The organism is Candidatus Neomarinimicrobiota bacterium, assembly GCA_017656425.1.
Taxonomy (GTDB): domain Bacteria; phylum Fidelibacterota; class UBA2242; order UBA2242; family B5-G15; genus JACDNV01.
The window spans coordinates 145,972-164,433 of record JACDNV010000001.1 but is presented as its reverse complement, the minus strand read 5'-3'; the positions used below and the strand labels follow the sequence as shown (position 1 = coordinate 164,433).

The 18,462-nt window shown below is 35.0% G+C and carries 13 protein-coding genes; 12 read left to right on the top strand and 1 reads right to left on the bottom strand.

Annotation, left to right across the window (positions count from 1 at the left end):
• Window positions 1-49 precede the first annotated feature (49 nt).
• From H0Z29_00695 to H0Z29_00685, 3 genes are all read left to right on the top strand, one after another.
• The gene (locus tag H0Z29_00695; protein MBO8130015.1) at window positions 50-1,336 is read left to right on the top strand and encodes a hypothetical protein; all 1,287 of its coding nucleotides are present in this window, start codon (window positions 50-52) and stop codon (window positions 1,334-1,336) included.
• Between the two features lie 98 nt (window positions 1,337-1,434).
• Window positions 1,435-2,091, top strand: a complete 657-nt coding sequence (locus H0Z29_00690; protein ID MBO8130014.1) for a PTS sugar transporter subunit IIA — start codon at window positions 1,435-1,437, stop codon at window positions 2,089-2,091.
• Window positions 2,091-3,746 (top strand): cation:proton antiporter, encoded by a 1,656-nt coding sequence (locus H0Z29_00685; GenBank protein MBO8130013.1) that lies wholly within the window; start codon window positions 2,091-2,093, stop codon window positions 3,744-3,746. The genes H0Z29_00690 and H0Z29_00685 overlap by 1 nt, the downstream gene beginning before the upstream one ends.
• Window positions 3,747-3,750: 4 nt before the next feature.
• Here the strand turns inward: H0Z29_00685 and H0Z29_00680 are convergent, their stop codons facing one another.
• A complete protein-coding gene (locus H0Z29_00680) occupies window positions 3,751-5,964 on the bottom strand; it encodes a glycoside hydrolase family 3 C-terminal domain-containing protein (protein ID MBO8130012.1) in 2,214 nt (737 codons plus the stop codon).
• A 267-nt stretch (window positions 5,965-6,231) separates the two neighbouring features.
• Between H0Z29_00680 and H0Z29_00675 the strand changes: the two genes are divergently transcribed.
• The 9 genes from H0Z29_00675 (at window position 6,232) to carB (ending at window position 18,291) form a co-directional block, all read left to right on the top strand.
• Complete coding sequence (locus H0Z29_00675; GenBank protein ID MBO8130011.1) at window positions 6,232-8,646, top strand: patatin-like phospholipase family protein; 2,415 nt, start codon at window positions 6,232-6,234, stop codon at window positions 8,644-8,646.
• Window positions 8,647-8,687: 41 nt separating this feature from the next.
• Window positions 8,688-9,146, top strand: coding sequence for an SsrA-binding protein SmpB (gene smpB / locus H0Z29_00670; protein MBO8130010.1), 459 nt, complete (start codon window positions 8,688-8,690; stop codon window positions 9,144-9,146).
• Window positions 9,143-10,354 carry a tyrosine--tRNA ligase gene (locus H0Z29_00665; protein MBO8130009.1) on the top strand — a complete coding sequence of 404 codons (1,212 nt, stop codon included), beginning with the start codon at window positions 9,143-9,145 and terminating at the stop codon, window positions 10,352-10,354. Before smpB ends, H0Z29_00665 begins: the two co-directional genes overlap by 4 nt.
• Before the next feature lie 59 nt (window positions 10,355-10,413).
• Window positions 10,414-11,406, top strand: a complete 993-nt coding sequence (locus H0Z29_00660; GenBank protein ID MBO8130008.1) for an alkaline phosphatase — start codon at window positions 10,414-10,416, stop codon at window positions 11,404-11,406.
• An 18-nt stretch (window positions 11,407-11,424) separates the two neighbouring features.
• On the top strand, window positions 11,425-12,324 hold the full coding sequence (locus H0Z29_00655) for an ATP-binding cassette domain-containing protein (protein MBO8130007.1): 900 nt from the start codon (window positions 11,425-11,427) through the stop codon (window positions 12,322-12,324).
• Window positions 12,314-13,555: an ABC transporter permease gene (locus H0Z29_00650; protein ID MBO8130006.1), complete on the top strand. Its 1,242-nt coding sequence runs from the start codon at window positions 12,314-12,316 to the stop codon at window positions 13,553-13,555. Before H0Z29_00655 ends, H0Z29_00650 begins: the two co-directional genes overlap by 11 nt.
• A 43-nt stretch (window positions 13,556-13,598) precedes the next feature.
• A complete protein-coding gene (gene trxA / locus H0Z29_00645; GenBank protein MBO8130005.1) occupies window positions 13,599-13,925 on the top strand; it encodes a thioredoxin in 327 nt (108 codons plus the stop codon).
• An 80-nt stretch (window positions 13,926-14,005) separates the two neighbouring features.
• A complete protein-coding gene (gene carA / locus H0Z29_00640) occupies window positions 14,006-15,103 on the top strand; it encodes a glutamine-hydrolyzing carbamoyl-phosphate synthase small subunit (GenBank protein ID MBO8130004.1) in 1,098 nt (365 codons plus the stop codon).
• Entirely contained in the window at window positions 15,100-18,291 is a 3,192-nt protein-coding gene (gene carB / locus H0Z29_00635; protein ID MBO8130003.1) for a carbamoyl-phosphate synthase (glutamine-hydrolyzing) large subunit, read from the top strand. The genes carA and carB overlap by 4 nt, the downstream gene beginning before the upstream one ends.
• Window positions 18,292-18,462: the final 171 nt, after the last annotated feature.

The window sequence follows — 18,462 nt, the reverse complement described above, 5'->3', positions numbered from 1 at the left end:
CTTAAATAAAATTTGAATTTAATTTAATCTTTTTATAAAATAGCTTTTGATGGGTAATAGTAATGATAAGATTACCAAAAAGGAGAAGCTTGAGGCTTTAAACAAAATATTAAATAGTGAAATATTTAAGGAATCAAAAAAATATAAGGAGCTTTTAAAATATCTAGTTGAATGCTCATTAAAAAATATAATCCCCAAGGAAACGACAATTGCAATTGATGTATTCGGTAAAGACACCTCCTTTAATTCTGATAAAGACGCCACAGTAAGATACCACATTTACAATTTAAGAAAGAAGCTTTCTAAGTATTATGAGACTGAAGGGAAGGGAGATAAAATATGTGTATCAGTACCAAGGGGGAGATATGAAGTAATATATTACTATAAACCACACATTTATTTATCAAAACTTTCCTCAATTATTAAACCACTTAAAGATGTCAGAGTTGTGTTGATATTGTTACTGGTTATATTAAACTCTGCGCTGGTCCTCAAGGTTTTTTATGGAGTGGGTAAAAAATCAATATATCCGGAACGTCATGTGGTTAGTAAGAATGATCCGATTTGGGTAGGCTTTTTTGAGAATAAACTACCAATTATTATAGTAATTGGTGATGATTTTATGATGGATGAATACAATGAAAGATTGAATAGATACAGGCAAGTAAGGGACTGGACTATAAATTCTGAAGAAGAATTAAGTGAGTTTTTGAGAATGTATCCCACTGAAAAATTGTGGGAATCAGAGATAACAGGTGTTCCCTTTGGGGCAATATATAACCTTATGGATTTATTACCTATTCTATATCAGTTCACCGATGCTGTCGATTTAAAGCTCTCCTCCGAGATTAAACTTGATGATTTAAAAAAACACAATATGATATATATTGGAGAACTAAGGAATCTAAGAAAACTTAAAAAATTGTTTTTTAGAATACCTATAAGATTTCAATATCATCCTGAAGAGAGGTTAATTATATTGAATGATGGTGGAGATACTCTCCAGGTTTATACGAGGCTTCAGGCATCATATGAACAAAAAAATAAATTTAACATCGATTATTCGTTACTGGTAAAAATGCCAGGACTGGCCGGTGAGGTATTTATGTTTATTGCAGGTTTTGGATATCCCGGTCGATTGGAAAGAACTAGAATGTTGAGCTACGCTAATCTAAGGGAAGATTTTATAAATGAAATAAAGTTAATAAATGATAAGGTTCCCGATTATTTTATAGCTCTGTTTGAGGTAAAGAGTATAGAACGCACAGGTTTTACAAATAAGCTAAAATATTTCCGACAACTACCGTTTGAGTTTTTCTTCGACAAATCTTACTAAAAATTTCAAATCCATGTATAATATTAGAAAATTACGCAAATATTGTAATATAATGTAATTTTATTTATATTTGTACGTATATTGAATAAAGAGGGAAAATGATGGATGAAATAATGACCCTTGAAGAGGTTGCTAAATATTTGAAGGTATCAGAAAGGACGGTTATTAATTGGGTGAACAGAGGTGAGTTACCTGGAGGTAAGATAGGGACAACCTGGCGTTTTAAAAGGGAGGATATAGAAAAATGGGTTAATCGAAAACTTGGCTCTGGTTTTGCTACATCAAGTGAATATATATCTATTGCAAGGATATTATCACCTGATAGGGTACTTATACTTAAAAATATAAATAAAGAAAAAGCTCTGGATGCGATTATTGAGAAGGTTTCCAAGATTGAGGGCATGCCGGATAAAGAGAAGTTAAAAGAAGCTGTTACCAGAAGAGAGCAAATAATGAGTACTGGAATTGGTTTTGGAATTGCCGTTCCCCATATACGTATTGAAGGTGTTGATGATGTTGTAATGGCAATGGGTGTGAATAAAGAAGGAATCAACGATTATGAGTCCCTTGATGGTAAACCTGTCCACATTGTTGTATTATTAGTAGCTGGAGTGGGACAGCATGTGCAGTATTTAAAGGCACTATCAAGGGTATCAAAAATTTTACGTGATCAGAATCTGCGTAATGAAATTATCAATAAAGATAACCCACTGGAAATTTATAACCTGTTGGTAAAAAAGGAAATGGAGCTATAATGGTGACTCCTGGTATTCTGGTGCTTTTCGGTATAGGAGTAATTGGTGGTATTTTAAGTGCAACAGTTGCTAAAAAGTTAAAGATTCCGCAGGTTCTGGGATATATTGTTATGGGTCTGATAATCGGTGAAAGTGGTTTCAGGATTGTTACGACTGAAGATGTTCTGAAGTTGAATCAGTTCAACTTTTTTGCCCTTGGAGTTATAGGCTTTCTTGTTGGCTCAGAGATAAAATTTTCCACATTTAGAAAATATGGGAAGCAGATTTCATCTATTCTTGTAGCTGAAGGTATGTTAGCCTTTATTCTTGTTGGGATTGCCTGTACTGTAGTTTTGTACAAGGTTACCAATAATTTTCAAATTTCCCTTGCGTCGGGTATTGTTTTTGGCGCCATAGCGTCAGCAACGGATCCGGCATCTACGGTTAACGTATTGTGGGAGTATAGAGCGGCAGGGATATTAACTACAACTATTATCGCAATAGTTGCTTTGGATGATGCTCTTGCAATGACCCTATATGGAATAGGGACTGGTGTTGCACAGGTTCTGTCAGGCGGAGGTTCGGAGTTATCTGAAAATATTATAAAAATGCTCTTGGAATTGTTTGGCTCTGTGGGGTTAGGTTTATTGAGTGGGATTATTGTTGATCGTGTTGTAAAAAGGTCATCAAATCATGAAATGAATACTGCTATTGCGATAGGTGTATTATTGTTGTTGCTCGGAGTATGTGTAAGATATGATATGGATGTTATTCTGGCTGCTATGTCAATGGGTATTACCCTTGTGAATTTGAGTCCAAAAAGGAGCAAAGAGCTGATAAATCGAATAAATGCATTTTCAATCCCAATTTATATTCTATTTTTTGTTCTTGTAGGTGCAAGGTTAACTATTGCGAAAATGCCCTTATGGCTATGGACTATTGTAGTTCTATATGTTCTTTTAAGATCAATAGGGAAAATGGCTGGAGTGATAATAGGTGGTAGATTATCGAGAGCTCAAAAGGTTGTTCAAAAGTATGCTGGTATGGCTCTTTTTGCTCAGGGTGGTGTGGCTATCGGTTTATCAATAATGGCAACTGCACACTTGGCAAATGTAAAAGTTGGGTCTGGATTGTCATTGGGAGATGTTATTATATTTGGTGTTACAGCTACTACTTTTATTGTTCAGATAATTGGTCCACCAATGGTAAAGCTTGCAGTTACACTTGCTGGTGAGGTGAATAGAAAGATAACAGAAGATGATATAATCAATGAACTAACTGTTAAGGAGGTGGTATCCACCGATATTGTGCCGGTATTTGAGGATACTACTGTAACAGATGTTATTTCACTCCTGGGGGAAAGTAAACACGGAATTCTTCCGGTGCTTGATAAAAGCAACAGATTACTGGGGATAATTACAGTTAATGAGATTAAAGACGTGTTAACAGATAGCAGTCTCTGGGATATGCTTGTCGCCACTGATATTATGGAACCTGCAAAAGAGTTTGTAAAAGAAAACCAACAACTTACTGATGCCATTAAAATTATGGATCAGCTCCAAATAGAGCAACTGCCCGTAGTATCCTCACAGGATTCAATTTTTAAAGGGATTATAGATAGAAAAACAATCAGAAATAGCGTTCGTGAGAAACTGCTTCAGTTATCGGCTTATTAATGTATCATTTGACGATGAACTCTCCTTCTAGTCCTTCAGCTGAATTTGGTCCTACCCACAATTTAAATAATCCCGGTTCAATAACATATTCAAGATTTTCATTATAAAATCCACATTCTCTAATCGGTAGTTTAAATTCTATTTTTACTGTTTCTTTTGGACTAATCATTATCTTTTTAAACCTTTTTAATTCTTTAACGGGTCTTGTAATGCTGGCCGAGATATCTCTAATATAGAGTTGGGTAATTTCTTTGCCTGCTATATTACTTTTGTTTGTAATTTTAAATTTTATATGTAATGTGTCATTTATCGAAAGACTTCTTGGATAGATTTCAAGATCATGGTAGTCGAATTTGGAATAGCTCAATCCATAGCCGAACGGATATAATACACCATAGGGTAAATCCACGTACCAGGAAACATATCTCCTTCTTTCACCTACAGGGGGTCTTCCTGTGTTCTTATGGTTATAGTAGATGGGTTCCTGTCCTGTAGCTTGTGGAAAAGTTACGGTTAGTTTTCCTGAAGGATTATAATCTCCCGATAAAATGTCCACAACTGTAGGTCCATGCTGGATACCTAATTGCCAGCTTTCAACAATTGCATCTACATTGTCAGCAAGCCATTTTATTGCTAGAGGTCTGCCATTCACAAGGATAGCAATTATAGGCTTATTGGTGTTTCTTCTTATTTCTTTTGCTAGTTCAAGCTGATAACCTGGGAGTCCAATATAAGCTCTACTACCAGCCTCACCGCTCATCCAGCTTGCTTCTCCCAACACAAGTAGAATGGTTTTTGCCTTCTTTGCTATTTTAATTGCTTTTTGAAAACCTTTTTTATTACCACCTATTATTTCACAACCTTTATGATATAATATATTTCTATCACTGTATTTTTCTCTAAGAGCTTCTAATATTGATATAACATCTTCTGGTCTACCGTAGCATGACCATGATCCTAGCAGATCTTCTTTGCTATCGGCTAATGGACCAATTACAGCTAATGGTAAATCTTTATCACTTATAGGTAATACACCCTCATTTTTTAGTAATACAATTGACTCTCTTGCAGATTGTCGTGCCTGTTTTACGAACTCTTTTTTAAGAATTTCCTTCTGTTCCCTTTCTTTGTTGCCATAATAGGGATCATTAAAGAGACCAAGTCTGTATTTTACTTTTAAAATTCTTCTAACTGATTTATCAATTTGTTCCTCCTGAATTGTACCCTCCTCGACTAACTCCTTCATATGGTTAAAATAAGTATAACCCATCATTTCCATATCAACTCCAGCTAAAAATGCCTTCATGGCGGCTTTTTTCATATTTTTAGCAAATCCGTGGGCAATAAGTTCATTGACAGCATTATAATCACTTACAACGAATCCGTCAAATTTCCAATTATCTCGCAATATACTCTTTAAGGTATAGGGATTGGCGGATGCTGGGACTCCATTTATCTCGTTGAATGCTGACATTATTGTTAATGCACCTTCTCTAATTGCAGAGAGGAATGGTGGTAGGTATATTTCGTGTAAAGTGATAAGCGATATTTCAACAGTATTATAGTCTCTTCCACCCTCGGCAGCCCCGTAAGCTACGTAGTGTTTTGGACATGCAACGATTGTATTGTTCTTACTCAAATTGTTACTCTGGAAACCTCTGACTTTCGCAGAAGCAAGAATAGAACCGAGATAAGGATCTTCTCCAGATCCTTCAGCTATTCTACCCCAACGAGCATCGCGCGCAATATCGACCATTGGTGCAAATGTCCAGTGAACTCCACAGGCAGAGGCTTCAATAGCAGCAATACGAGCATTTCTTTCTGATATCTTTGGGTCCCATGCACAAGATTCAGCAAGTGGAATTGGGAAAATGGTTCTGAATCCATGTATAACATCCTGTCCGATTATAAGTGGTATTCCCAGCCTAGATTCTTCGACGGCAGTCCTTTGTAATTTAAGGCAGTTATCAAGAATTCCAAGATTAAATAGAGACCCAACCTTACCTTCTCTAACAAGTTCGACAGCCCTTTCATGACTGATCGTTCCATAATCAATCTGGACCAGCTGACCAATTTTTTCATCGAGGGTCATAACGGAAATGAGGGAGTCAATGAATTTGTTCTCACCTCTTTCAGTATTATTGCAGAATAAAAGAGGAATTTCGAGAGAAATTACAGCTATTAGTATTCTGATAAAAACTAATTTTTTAATTTCCATTTAATCCTCCAGAAGCTTGATTTAAAATCTGCAAAAACTACGAAAAGGCATATGATAAAAGCAAGTGGTAGTATTTTTATTTATTAAAAAATTCTGTGTTTATAATAAAATATTCTCATCTTTTTTTAAATGTTTCGCCTTGTTTTTAAACAGGTATATATTGTAAGTTCCATGTTCATTTCAATTAAAAAGTATGCTTTTAGATGAAATAATGTTGGTTTTTACTATAAAGAGTGTTAAAAATTTCTTTAGATTAATTAAGGACAAATGGGAAAAAAAGTAGTAAGAGTATTTATAGTAATATTATTCCTAATAATAAGACCAGTCTCAATATTATCAGAAGATTGTAAAAAGCTTGGTTTAGCTCTTTCTGGTGGAGGAGCATTAGGGTTTGCTCATATTGGAGTTATAGAAGTTCTTGATTCTCTTGGTATCAAAGCAGACTATGTTACAGGAACAAGTATGGGTGGCATAGTTGGCGGGCTATATGCTATTGGCTATACTGGGAGGGAAATAGAGAACCTTGCTTTATCCATTGATTGGCTAAAAATCTTTGAAGATAAGATACCTCGTAATAGACTGCCATATTTTTTAAAAAGGAACGAAGGGAGATATCATCTGGAGTTTGGAATAGAAAATTTCAGACCCGTAACGAAGGGCGGCTTGATTGCTGGGCAAAACATATATATGACTTTAGCACGCCTTACATTTCCTTATGAATATGTTGGGGATTTTGATAAACTTCCGATACCATTTAGATGTATTTCTGTCGATTTGATAACCGGGAAAGAGGTAGTACATAAAAGCGGTTCTTTAGCGAAAGCGATAAGGGCAACTATGGCAGTGCCCACCATATTCAGTCCGGTTGTCTGGGGTGATTCTCTTCTCATTGATGGTGGTCTGGTTAATAATTTCCCGGCAGATGTTGCAAAGGAAATGGGTGCTGATATTGTTATTGGTGTGTTTGTATTTATGCCCATGAAAGAGATAGATGACATAAAAAATACTATTGACGTTTTAGCTCAATCATATACAATAGCCAGAAATAATAGTATGTCGAGGAATTTGAAATATGCAGATATATTGATTGAGGTTCCTTTGAAAGGATATACGCCCTTTGATTTTGAAATTGGAAGGATAAAAGATATAATAAAGATAGGTAAAATAGCCGCATATAAAAATCTTGATAAATTGATTAAGCTAAAAAATAGCGATTATAAAAGAATACATGATGAATCAGGTTTAAATATACCCGACGATAAAATGGTCATTGCAAATATTTCGATCATCGGGAGAATGAGCATTTCCTTTGAAAGATTAAAGGATATTATGAATATAAGTCCAGGGGATACTATTGATATTGCTGATCTTGAATCCATTATTGCCAGACTAAAGGCATTGAAGGAAGTGAAGAGTGTAAAATATAAGATAAGACAATTGGCGGATGGGAGAGTTCATCTGGAGCTGGTTATAGAAGATATTTCCCCTCCTGAAATTTCACATATTGAGATAACAGGATGTAAGAGTTTCTCAGAGAACTTTATAAAAAGAATTATGGGAATAAATATTGGTGAATTGCTGGATGTTGATAGATTGTCTGAAAAGATAGAACGTCTCTACAGTTTTGGCTATTTTGAAAACATTACCTATGAAATAATTCCTCAGCATGAGAATAAAGTTGTTTTAAGAGTTAATATTAAAGAAAAATACCTTAACAAGGTCAGAACCGGGATACATTTAGACAATCGGTATAATCTGATTGGACTGATAGGCTATGAAAACTTGAGTTTTTTATTTCCAGGAGTGCGTCTTGATGGAGAATTGATAGCTATGGGCTATACACAATTTCGCTTAAATATTAGTTGTCCATCAAGAAGTATGGATATGCCATTTTATCCGTATTTTAATACATGGTCTTTGAATAAACCTTATTTTATTTATGACAATGAAGGCATTAAAAAGGCAAGTTTTATTGATAAAAGCAAAGGTATAGATTTTGGTTTTGGGCTGCTTTTAAAAAATATGCTAAATATAACTTTTGATTTTGGATCCGAATATCAGATTTTTAAACTCGACATAGGTTCTATTGATTCTTTACTTTTCCCCTATACAAAAAAAAGCCTGAACAATTTAACATTAAGGATAGAATTCGATAATCTTAATGATAGTTTTCACCCGATGATCGGTATGAAAATGAAACTTGAGATGTCAGATGCCTTCAAAAATAACCCTGTCAACTATGAATACCGGTATATTTTATCAAGTGTAGACTATTATAATACCGTTGGTAGTAATACCTTCCGAGCTATGATTTTTGCAGGATTTGGAGATAAATTACCTATTTGCAGATTTTTTAGATTCGGTGGCAGAAAAGATTTTATTGGAGCAGATTATGACCAATTAACTCTTAGTGACGTTGTTTTTTTCAGGTTTGATTATGGATACAATATAACTAAAATTTTTAGACCTTATGTCAGTATTAGTTATGCACCATATTATAGATTTGATTATAAAAAACAGGCAGTCAATGGTGGTAATAATTTATTGGGTTTTGGAGCAGGATTATTGATTTTCACACCGCTTGGACCTATTGATTTGGTTTTATCTAATGGCGAAAAAAATATATATCATAAAGGGCATAGAGCCTTCTATTTCTATTTTTCAGCTGGAATTGTTTTATAATATTTTCTAAAATTTGCTAATTTCGAGTGGTTTATTGAACTATGTCTCATTATAAAATTATAACATCGAATAGGAAAGCATTACATGAATATTTTATTCTTGATAGGATAGAGGCGGGGATACAGTTGCAGGGCACTGAAGTAAAATCTCTACGCGAAGGTAGAGTCAATTTGAAAGATAGTTTTGCAATTATAAAAAATGGGGAAGTGTTTCTGATAAATAGTCATATATCTCCATATAAATACGGTGGATATATCAACCACAATCCTGAAAGGCAAAGAAAATTACTATTAAAGAAACAGGAAATTCGCAGATTAAAAAGATATGTCCAAAGCAAGGGTGTAACAATAATTCCTTTAAAGATGTACTTTAATGAAAGGGGAAAAGTAAAGGTTGAACTTGGATTGGCACGTGGTAAAAAGATGCATGATAAACGTGCCGATATTGCAGAAAGGGATGCTAAAAGGGAATTGGAAAGGATAAGGAGGGGTAAGTTTTGAATTTTCCACCAATAGAAAAACAACTTAAGGTGATAAAAAGTGGAGTAGAAAATCTTATAAGTGAAGAAGAGCTTGTTCAGAAGCTTAAGCGGTGTGAGGAAACAGGGAAGCCATTGAGAGTGAAACAGGGCTTCGATCCTACGGCTCCAGATATTCACCTTGGTCATACAGTTGGATTAAGAAAATTAAGGCAATTTCAGGATCTTGGTCATAAGGTAGTTTTGATAATCGGTGATTATACTGGAATGGTAGGAGATCCATCAGGTAGAAGCGATACACGACCCAGGTTGACATATGAGCAGGTAGTCGAAAATGCCAAGACTTATGAAAAGCAATTTTTTAAAATTCTTGACAAGAATAAAACGGAGGTTAGATATAATGGTGAATGGTTTTCAAAAATGACTTTTAGTGATGTTATGGACCTTGCTGCAAGGTTTACTGTGGCAAGATTGCTCGAGAGAGACGACTTTGCAAATAGATATAAAGAGGGTAAACCGATAAGCCTTCATGAATTTTTTTATCCTTTGATGCAGGGGTATGATTCCGTTGCTATACAGGCAGATGTGGAACTTGGAGCCACTGAGCAACTTTTCAATCTTGTTGCAGCAAGACAAATTCAAAAAGAATATGGTCAGGAACCACAGGTTGTTATTACTTTACCAGTACTTGAGGGTATTGATGGTAAGCAAAGGATGAGCAAATCCTTAGGAAACTACATTGGTATAGATGAAGAATCAGATGAAATGTTCGGGAAAGTTATGTCCATACCAGATAATTTAATATTAAAATACTTTACTCTAGTAACAGATTATGATATTGAGAGACTGAAGGATGTGGAGAGGAGGCTTAATGACAAAACTGTTAATCCTATGGATGTAAAAAAAGAGTTAGCTAGGGCTATTGTAGCAATGTACTATGGAGAAGAGGCTGCCCTGGCTGCACAGAAGAATTTTGAAAAGGTATTTAGCAGAAGGGAAATTCCCGACGATATACCGGAGGTAAAAGTAGAAAGTAATAATAAGTTGCTTGTAAATCTTTTAGCAGAATATGGTATTCTTCCCTCTAAAAGTGAATGTAGGAGGCTTATAAGACAAGGGGCTATTGAAGTAAATAAAGAAAAAATTAGTGACATAAATTTTACACTTGAAAAGAATAAAGAATATATTGTAAAAGTAGGGAAGAGAAAATTCGTAAAATTTATCACCTGATACTACCAGTTCTCATAATATTATCGTTAAGTTTTGCTGGTTGTTCTGCTCGAGACTCAGTGTCGGTTATACTATTTATCGGTGATGGTATGGGTGTGCCACACCTAACCTGGGATTACTATGCAAATGAGAATAGTCCCTTCAGAAAATTCCCCGTTGCAGGTCTTGTTGCAACTGATCCTGCAGGTAAGTCTAAAGTTGGTGAATCGGCAGCTTCTGCTACAGCACTTGCTACGGGACATAAGGTTGAAAAAGGTATGATTAGTGTAGATGATAATGGTGAAAGATTAAAAACGGTTTTAGAAGTTGCAAATGAACATGCAAAAGCGACAGGAATAGTTACTACCACTAGTATCACTCATGCAACTCCTGCTGCATTTGTTTCTCATGTATTAAATAGAGGTATGGAATATGAAATAGCAGCTCAGATATGCTCATCAAATGTTGATGTCTTAATGGGTGGTGGATTGAGATTTTTTGAGAAGAATATAGTACTTGATACCAATTTAATAAGCATAATGATAAATAGGGGTTATTTCTTCGTTTCAAGTTATGTCCAGCTTGAAAAGACCTTTACTGACACAATAAGTAAGCTTCTTGGATTATTTGCTTATGAAGGGCTTAAGAGAGCAGAACTCAGGACACTAACATTGAAAGAAATGACAAGGATAGCTGTTGAAGTGCTTGACAATAATCCAAAGGGTTTTTTTCTTATGGTTGAGGGGGGACAGATTGATTGGCGAGGACATGAAAAAGATGAGTATGGATTTAAGGTTGAGATGAAGGACTTTACTGATGCGATCAACTGGGCTCTGGATTATCAAAGGAAAAGGAATGATTTGTTGATAGTAGTAGTTGGTGATCATGAGACTGGCGGTTTAGTTTTAAAAGAAGATAGCGATGAAATTGGGATAAAGCCTATTTTTACTACAAACCAACATACCGCTTCATTTGTTGCAATATTTGCCAAAGGTCCTTGGGAAGAAAAATTCTGTGGCTTACATGAAATAGCGGATATAGGTAAGATTTTAATAGATGTTGCCAAAAGATGAATTTCCGTTAGAGTTTAGATGATTAGATTAAAGAATGTTACTAAGTGTTTTGGGAGAATCAGGGCGGTAGATGGAATAAATCTAAATATAGATAGTGGTCGGATTTTTGGACTGCTGGGTCCTAACGGTGCAGGAAAAACTACAACAATCAGAATAATGCTTGGAATAATAAAACCCGATACTGGTGAGATTCGACTGGGTATATCTAAAAATAAGAATATATACAGACATCTGGGCTATTTACCCGAGGAAAGGGGATTATATCAAAAGGTTAGATTAAAGGATATTTTGGTGTTTTTTGGAAAGCTTCGTGGTTTATCTTCGAGTGAAGCTTGCGAGATGACGAATTACTGGCTTGATAGATTTGGATTGATTGATTATTCAGCGAAAAAGGTGGAAGAGCTATCTAAAGGTAATCAGCAAAAAGTACAATTTATAATAGCAGTTATGCACAAGCCTGAAATATTAATTCTTGATGAGCCCTTTATGGGTCTCGATCCTGTAAATCAAATTTTATTAAAGGAAATTATTCAGGAGTTTAAGAGGGATGACAAAACAGTTGTTTTATCAACTCATCAAATGGATCAAGTTGAAAAACTATGCGATGAAATATGCTTAATAGATAAAGGCAATGTGATACTGACAGGTAAGCTGGTTGATATAAAGAAAAAATACAGGATAAATAAAATAGTCGTGGATTTTGAAAGTGACATAGATGAAGTTAAGGCAAAAGGATTGAAAATTCTTAAAAATGTTAAACTTGAGGGTAACAGGCTTACTGGGAATTATGATGAGTCCATGAATATAAAGGATATAATTTATAATTTGGCGACTCTTGGAGAATTAGTACATTTTCAGGTACTTGAGCCATCTCTTGAGGATATATTTATAAAGGCTGTGAGTGGGAGTGAATCTTAAAAATATTTATAATATAGCATCCTGGGAATATTTATTAAGGATTAGAACAAAGTTTTTCGTTATATCGACTTTTATCATACCTGCTCTAATAATACTTGGTATGTATTTACCTTCATTGATAATGGGAGTTGAGTCTGATGAATCAAAGGTTATTGCTATAGCGGATCAATCTGATAGCGGTATTGGTATGGAACTATCATGTTATTTGATGGATAGGTATAAACTTAGCGATGGTAGACCAAAATTTCAGGTGATGATATTTAATGAGGGTGAACGAAGAGATTTAATAAGTACCTGTAAAAAGCTACTGGATTCAATGGTTATTTCCGGTTATCTATTAATCCCTGCTAATATTTTCGAAATGGATAAGGTTAAATATTATACGGGTGAGACAAACATTAATGATATAGCAATACTCGAGAATTCTTTAAATTATATTGCATTAAAATATATATTAAAAAGAGCAGGTGTTGATATAGAAAATATTCATGGAATTGATAGAAAGATATATCTTGATGTTATAAAAGTCAGTAAAGGTGGTGAGAAAAAATTGTCATCGGTGGAATTTTATCTTATTCCTGTTATAGTACTCTTTTTATTTTTTTCCGTTGTATTAAATTCATCTCAAATGTTAATGAGGAGTGTGATAATTGAGAGGTCAAGTAGATTGATAGAAGTTATACTGTCTATCGTTTCTCCTGGAGAATTAATGACAGGTAAAATATTTGGACTTGGACTCTTGGGATTAACACAAACATTCATATATATTGCAGTAGGTTTTTATATTTCTTATTCAAAAGGATTTAACCTGAATATAAGTGAGGTCGCATTACCGATAATTGTATATTTTTTGCTTGGATACCTATTATACTCATCGGTTTTTGCCGCACTCGGCTCTTTATTCACTTCGGAGTATGAAGCTCAACAATCAATTTCTATAATTTATGTTATAATGGTTTTGCCTATTATGTTTTATTTTTATGTAATTACAAATCCTTATTCTCTGCTAACGAGGATTTTCCAGTTTATTCCATTTTTTACACCTTATGTTATGATGTTAAAGATTTCCGTGGGAACTTTTGAAAGGTGGGAATTCTGGCTAACTTTAATAATTTTATTGATATTTGTTCTGATTTCCATTAAAATAGCAGGTAAAATTTTTAGAACTGCTATTTTAATGTATGGTAAGAGACCAACCCTCTCGGAAATTATCAGATGGCTATTCGAGTGATTCAATATGAAAGGAAATAAATTAAACACCGGGGTAGTATAAAATGGCTGGTGATGTGTTGGTTATTAACAAGGATAATTTTAAAACTGAGGTTGAGAATTCTGCAGTTCCCGTTCTTGTTGATTTTTGGGCTGAATGGTGTGCACCATGTCGAAGATTAGCACCTATAATTGAGGAGCTTGCGAATGAATATGCAGGGAAGATCAAGGTGGGTAAAGTAAATGTGGAAGAGGAGTCGGAGTTAGCTCAGCAATTTGGAATAAGAAGTATTCCCACTTTAATAATTTTTAAAGATGGTAAACCAGCCAATCAATTGATTGGTCTTCAACCGAAATCTGAAATTTCGAAAGTTATTGACCAATTAATTTAAATTTATTTAAGTTGCCTGCCTTGAGTTTGGATTGGGGCGATTAAAAGAATAAATTATATCGACTTTAAAGAAGGTTAATGATGGTCTATAAGCACAAAAAAAATAGAGAGGATAAGTATAGGCTAAAAGCAAAATTGGTTTTAGAGGACGGTTCTGTATTTGAGGGAAATAGCTTCGGTTATGAAAAATCCACTTCTGGAGAGGTAGTTTTTTGTACCGGTATGGTTGGTTATCCAGAATCTTTGACTGATCCATCTTATTATGGACAGATACTGGTCTTGACCAATCCAATAATCGGAAATTATGGAGTACCGGATTTTGTTGACCAGGATATTCAATTTAAATATTTTGAATCCTCAAATATTCAGGTAAGAGCGCTTGTGATTGATGACTATTCGGATTATTATTCCCATTATACTGCAAAAGAAAGTCTTGGTAACTGGTTAAAGAGTCATAAAATACCTGGAATATGCAATGTAGATACGAGAATCCTTACTACTATTTTGAGAGAACGAGGCACAATGCTTGGTAGATTATTGATTGATGAGGATGTGGAATTTTTTGACCCCAACAAATACAATCTTGTAAAAGAAGTTAGCTGCAATGAAGTTAAGATAATGGGAAAGGGTAAAAAACGAATAGCTGTACTAGACCTTGGATGTAAGAATGGGATATTGAGGGAATTGTTGAAAAGAGGGGTTGAGGTTTTAAGGTTACCCTGGAATGCGGATATTAAAAATTTCGATTTTGACGGTATAGTTATTTCTAATGGACCGGGAGACCCGAAAATGTGTGGGGATGTGATAGAAAATGTCAAAGGAATTTTGAATGATAGTAGACCTATAATGGGTATTTGTTTAGGGCATCAGATACTTGCTTTATCAGTAGGTGCAGATACATACAAAATGAAATATGGTCATAGAGGACAGAACCAACCAGTTGTAGACTTAAAAGAGGACAAATGCTATATAACGTCTCAAAACCATGGTTTTGCAGTTAAGGATTCTACATTACCCTCCGATTGGATACCATGGTTCAGTAACTTAAACGATAAGACCAGTGAGGGGATGATGCATGAGTCAGGTAAATTTTTTAGTGTGCAGTTTCACCCGGAAGCTTCTCCCGGACCTATCGATACATCATATTTGTTTGATAAATTTTTAGCGGTATTGCAATGAAAGAAAAAATTAAAAGAGTAATTGTTTTAGGAAGCTCAGCATTAAAAATAGGTGAAGCAGGAGAATTTGATTACAGTGGTAGTCAAGCGATTAAAGCACTCAAAGAAGAGAGGATTTTCACAATTCTAATAAATCCTAATATAGCTACTATTCAAACATCAGAAGGACTGGCGGATAAGATTTATTTTCTTCCTGTTAATGCTGATTTTGTTGAAAAAGTTATTGAAGAGACAAGACCTGATGGAATTTTGCTTTCATTTGGAGGGCAGACCGCTTTAAATACAGGGGTTGAACTTTATAAACGTGGTGTCCTTGAAAAATATAATGTAAAAGTGTTGGGGTCTCCAATCGAGACTATTATTGATACGGAGGATAGAGATAGATTTAAAAGAAAACTTTCAGAGATAGGTGTAAAATTTCCAAAGAGTGTGGCTGTTGAAACTGTTGAAGATTCAATCAGAGTTGCAAAGGATATTGGTTTTCCCGTTATGATGAGAGTGGCGTATGCTCTCGGTGGACTGGGGTCAGGTATTTGTAGAAGCGTAGAGGAGTTGCAAGAACAGGTAACCAAAGCTCTAAAATACACCACACAGGTTTTGATTGAGGAATATTTGGAAGGATGGAAAGAAGTCGAATATGAAGTAATGTGTGATTATGCTGGAGATTGTATCACGATATGTAATATGGAAAATGTAGATCCAATGGGGATACATACAGGGGAGAGTATAGTTGTAGCTCCAAGTCAGACATTGACTAATAGAGATTATCATCTATTGCGGGAAATAAGTATAAAGGTCATCAGACATCTTGGTATTATTGGTGAATGTAACATTCAGTTTGCCTACAGTCCTGATTCTGAGGATTACAGGGTAATAGAGGTTAATGCAAGGCTTTCCAGAAGCTCGGCACTCGCATCAAAAGCCACTGGGTATCCAATCGCATTCATAGCCGCAAAGCTGGCGCTGGGATATAGGCTCAGAGAGCTTCCAAACAACATAACAAAGGTAACTTCTGCCTTTTTTGAACCATCGCTGGATTATATAGTGGTCAAGATTCCAAGATGGGATTTGAAAAAATTCAGAATGGTGTCCAGGAAAATAGGTAGCCAGATGAAGTCTGTCGGTGAGGTAATGGCAATTGGGAGAAAATTTGAGGAGGCTATTCAAAAGGGCTTAAGGATGTTGCAGACAGGTGCTAACGGTTTGGTATGCAACGATAACATGGAATTTGATAATATTGAGAAAGTTTTAGCTGAGCCAACTGAAGAGCGTATTTTTGCGGTTGCAGAAGCGATAAAGAGAGGATTTTCAACAGAAAAAATAAGCAGACTCACGAAGATTGATAAATGGTTTATAGAAAAAATAAAAAATATTGTGAATATTGAACAGGATCTAAAAAAAGCGGGGAGTAATGTTACTGACCAGCAGATAAAAGTGGCAAAGAAACATGGATTTTCCGATAAGCAAATATCATACTGTACCGGGCTATCTGAGGAAGAGATTAGGGAAAAAAGATATAAATCAGGGATAGTCCCGTTAATAAGACAAATTGATACATTAGCTGGTGAATTCCCTGCGAAAACCAATTATTTATATCTAACATATAATTCAATATGTGATGACATTTCGAGCCACGTTAATAATGCAGTTATAGTGCTAGGTTCCGGAGCATACCATATTGGGAGTTCAGTGGAATTTGATTGGTGCTGTGTAAGTGCAGTGAGAACATTAAGAAATCTTGGTTATCGAACAATTATGCTTAACTATAATCCAGAGACAGTAAGTACCGATTATGACGAGTCTGATTTTCTGATTTTTGACGAGATAAACCATGAAGTCGTGTATGATGTTTACAAGAAAATGAATCCTCTGGGTGTAATTATATCATTTGGTGGACAGGTACCAAACAATATTGCAATGAAAATACATAAGATGGGAGTTAGAGTATTTGGGACTGCTCCTGAAAATATTGATAAGGCTGAGAATAGGAAGAAATTTTCTGATCTTCTTGATAGTCTTGGAGTTGATCAACCGATATGGAAGGAATTAACCTCTATTGATGAAGCTAAAAAGTTCGCACACGAGTATGGGTATCCTGTACTGATAAGACCTTCATATGTATTAAGTGGTTCAGCTATGGCGGTTGCTTCTAATGATGATGAAATGGTTCATTACCTATCAAGGGCTGTTAAAATCTCACCCGAGTATCCAACTGTAATAAGTAAGTTTTACGAGAATGCAAAGGAGATTGAGATAGATGGCGTTGCTCAACATGGAAGGATTGTAATTTATGCGATATCCGAGCACGTAGAGAATGCAGGAGTTCATTCAGGGGATGCCACCCTTGTATTTCCTCCGCAAAGAATATATTTAGAGACGATAAAAAGAGTCAGGCTAATTTCTAAGAAGATTGCCGAAGCATTGAATATAAATGGACCTTTTAACATACAGTTTATTGCCAAGAACAATGAAGTAAAGGTGATAGAATGTAATCTAAGGGCATCGAGAAGTTTTCCCTTTGTATCAAAAGTGACCAAGAAAAATTTTGCTGAAGTTGCAACGAAGGTGATAATGCATGTGCCTGTAGAGGGCTACCATAAATCTCCATTAGAAATAAACTATGTTGGTGTAAAAGCTCCTCAGTTTTCATTTAATAGGCTAACCGGTGCCGATCCTGTATTGGGGGTTGAAATGTCATCAACGGGAGAGGTGGGATGTCTCGGGGAGGATTTCGAAGAGGCGTTATTGAAATCGATGTATTCCGTAGGGTATAAAAATTCTATCAAGAGTGTGCTGCTATCAACAGGTCCTATAGAGTCAAAAGTTGAAATGCTGGAGGTTATAAGGAAGCTGCTTGATATGGGAGTTAAGATTTATGCTACGAAAGGGACTGCTAGATTTTTGAAACAGAATGGAATACCTGTTGAAGTCCTGTTTTGGCCACTTGAGAAAAGGTCACCTAATGCAATAGAATATATAGTAAATGGGAAAATAGACCTTGTAATAAATATACCGAAGAATTATCAGAAGGAAGAGCTTACCAACGATTACTTGATTAGAAGATCTGCTGTAGATTATAATGTTATGTTAATAACGAATAGGCAAATAGCTACAAGATTTATAGAATCAATTAGTAGGAAGAGAGATGATAATTTACTTATAAAAGCTTGGGATGAATATAAGTTTTGATGTTAGTCTGCTATTAAAATTGGAAATCGTAGGTTTAATATTTTAGGTTATAATGCGCATAGTCATTTTTTATTATAGCTAATTGGATTTTCCCAAAATTTTCTAATATTTTATTTATCGTTTTACATTTGTAACTTTTTAATAATCGCTATACTCATTATATAAAGGAGA

Bases quoted from the DNA above. Each gene is read 5' to 3' on its own strand.
- H0Z29_00695 (MBO8130015.1), top strand. From the start codon at position 50: ATGGGTAATAGTAATGATAAGATTACCAAAAAGGAGAAGCTTGAGGCT.
- H0Z29_00690 (MBO8130014.1), top strand. From the start codon at position 1,435: ATGATGGATGAAATAATGACCCTTGAAGAGGTTGCTAAATATTTGAAG.
- H0Z29_00685 (MBO8130013.1), top strand. From the start codon at position 2,091: ATGGTGACTCCTGGTATTCTGGTGCTTTTCGGTATAGGAGTAATTGGT.
- H0Z29_00680 (MBO8130012.1), bottom strand. From the start codon at position 5,964: ATGGAAATTAAAAAATTAGTTTTTATCAGAATACTAATAGCTGTAATT.
- H0Z29_00675 (MBO8130011.1), top strand. From the start codon at position 6,232: ATGGGAAAAAAAGTAGTAAGAGTATTTATAGTAATATTATTCCTAATA.
- smpB (MBO8130010.1), top strand. From the start codon at position 8,688: ATGTCTCATTATAAAATTATAACATCGAATAGGAAAGCATTACATGAA.
- H0Z29_00655 (MBO8130007.1), top strand. From the start codon at position 11,425: ATGATTAGATTAAAGAATGTTACTAAGTGTTTTGGGAGAATCAGGGCG.
- trxA (MBO8130005.1), top strand. From the start codon at position 13,599: ATGGCTGGTGATGTGTTGGTTATTAACAAGGATAATTTTAAAACTGAG.
- carA (MBO8130004.1), top strand. From the start codon at position 14,006: ATGGTCTATAAGCACAAAAAAAATAGAGAGGATAAGTATAGGCTAAAA.
- carB (MBO8130003.1), top strand. From the start codon at position 15,100: ATGAAAGAAAAAATTAAAAGAGTAATTGTTTTAGGAAGCTCAGCATTA.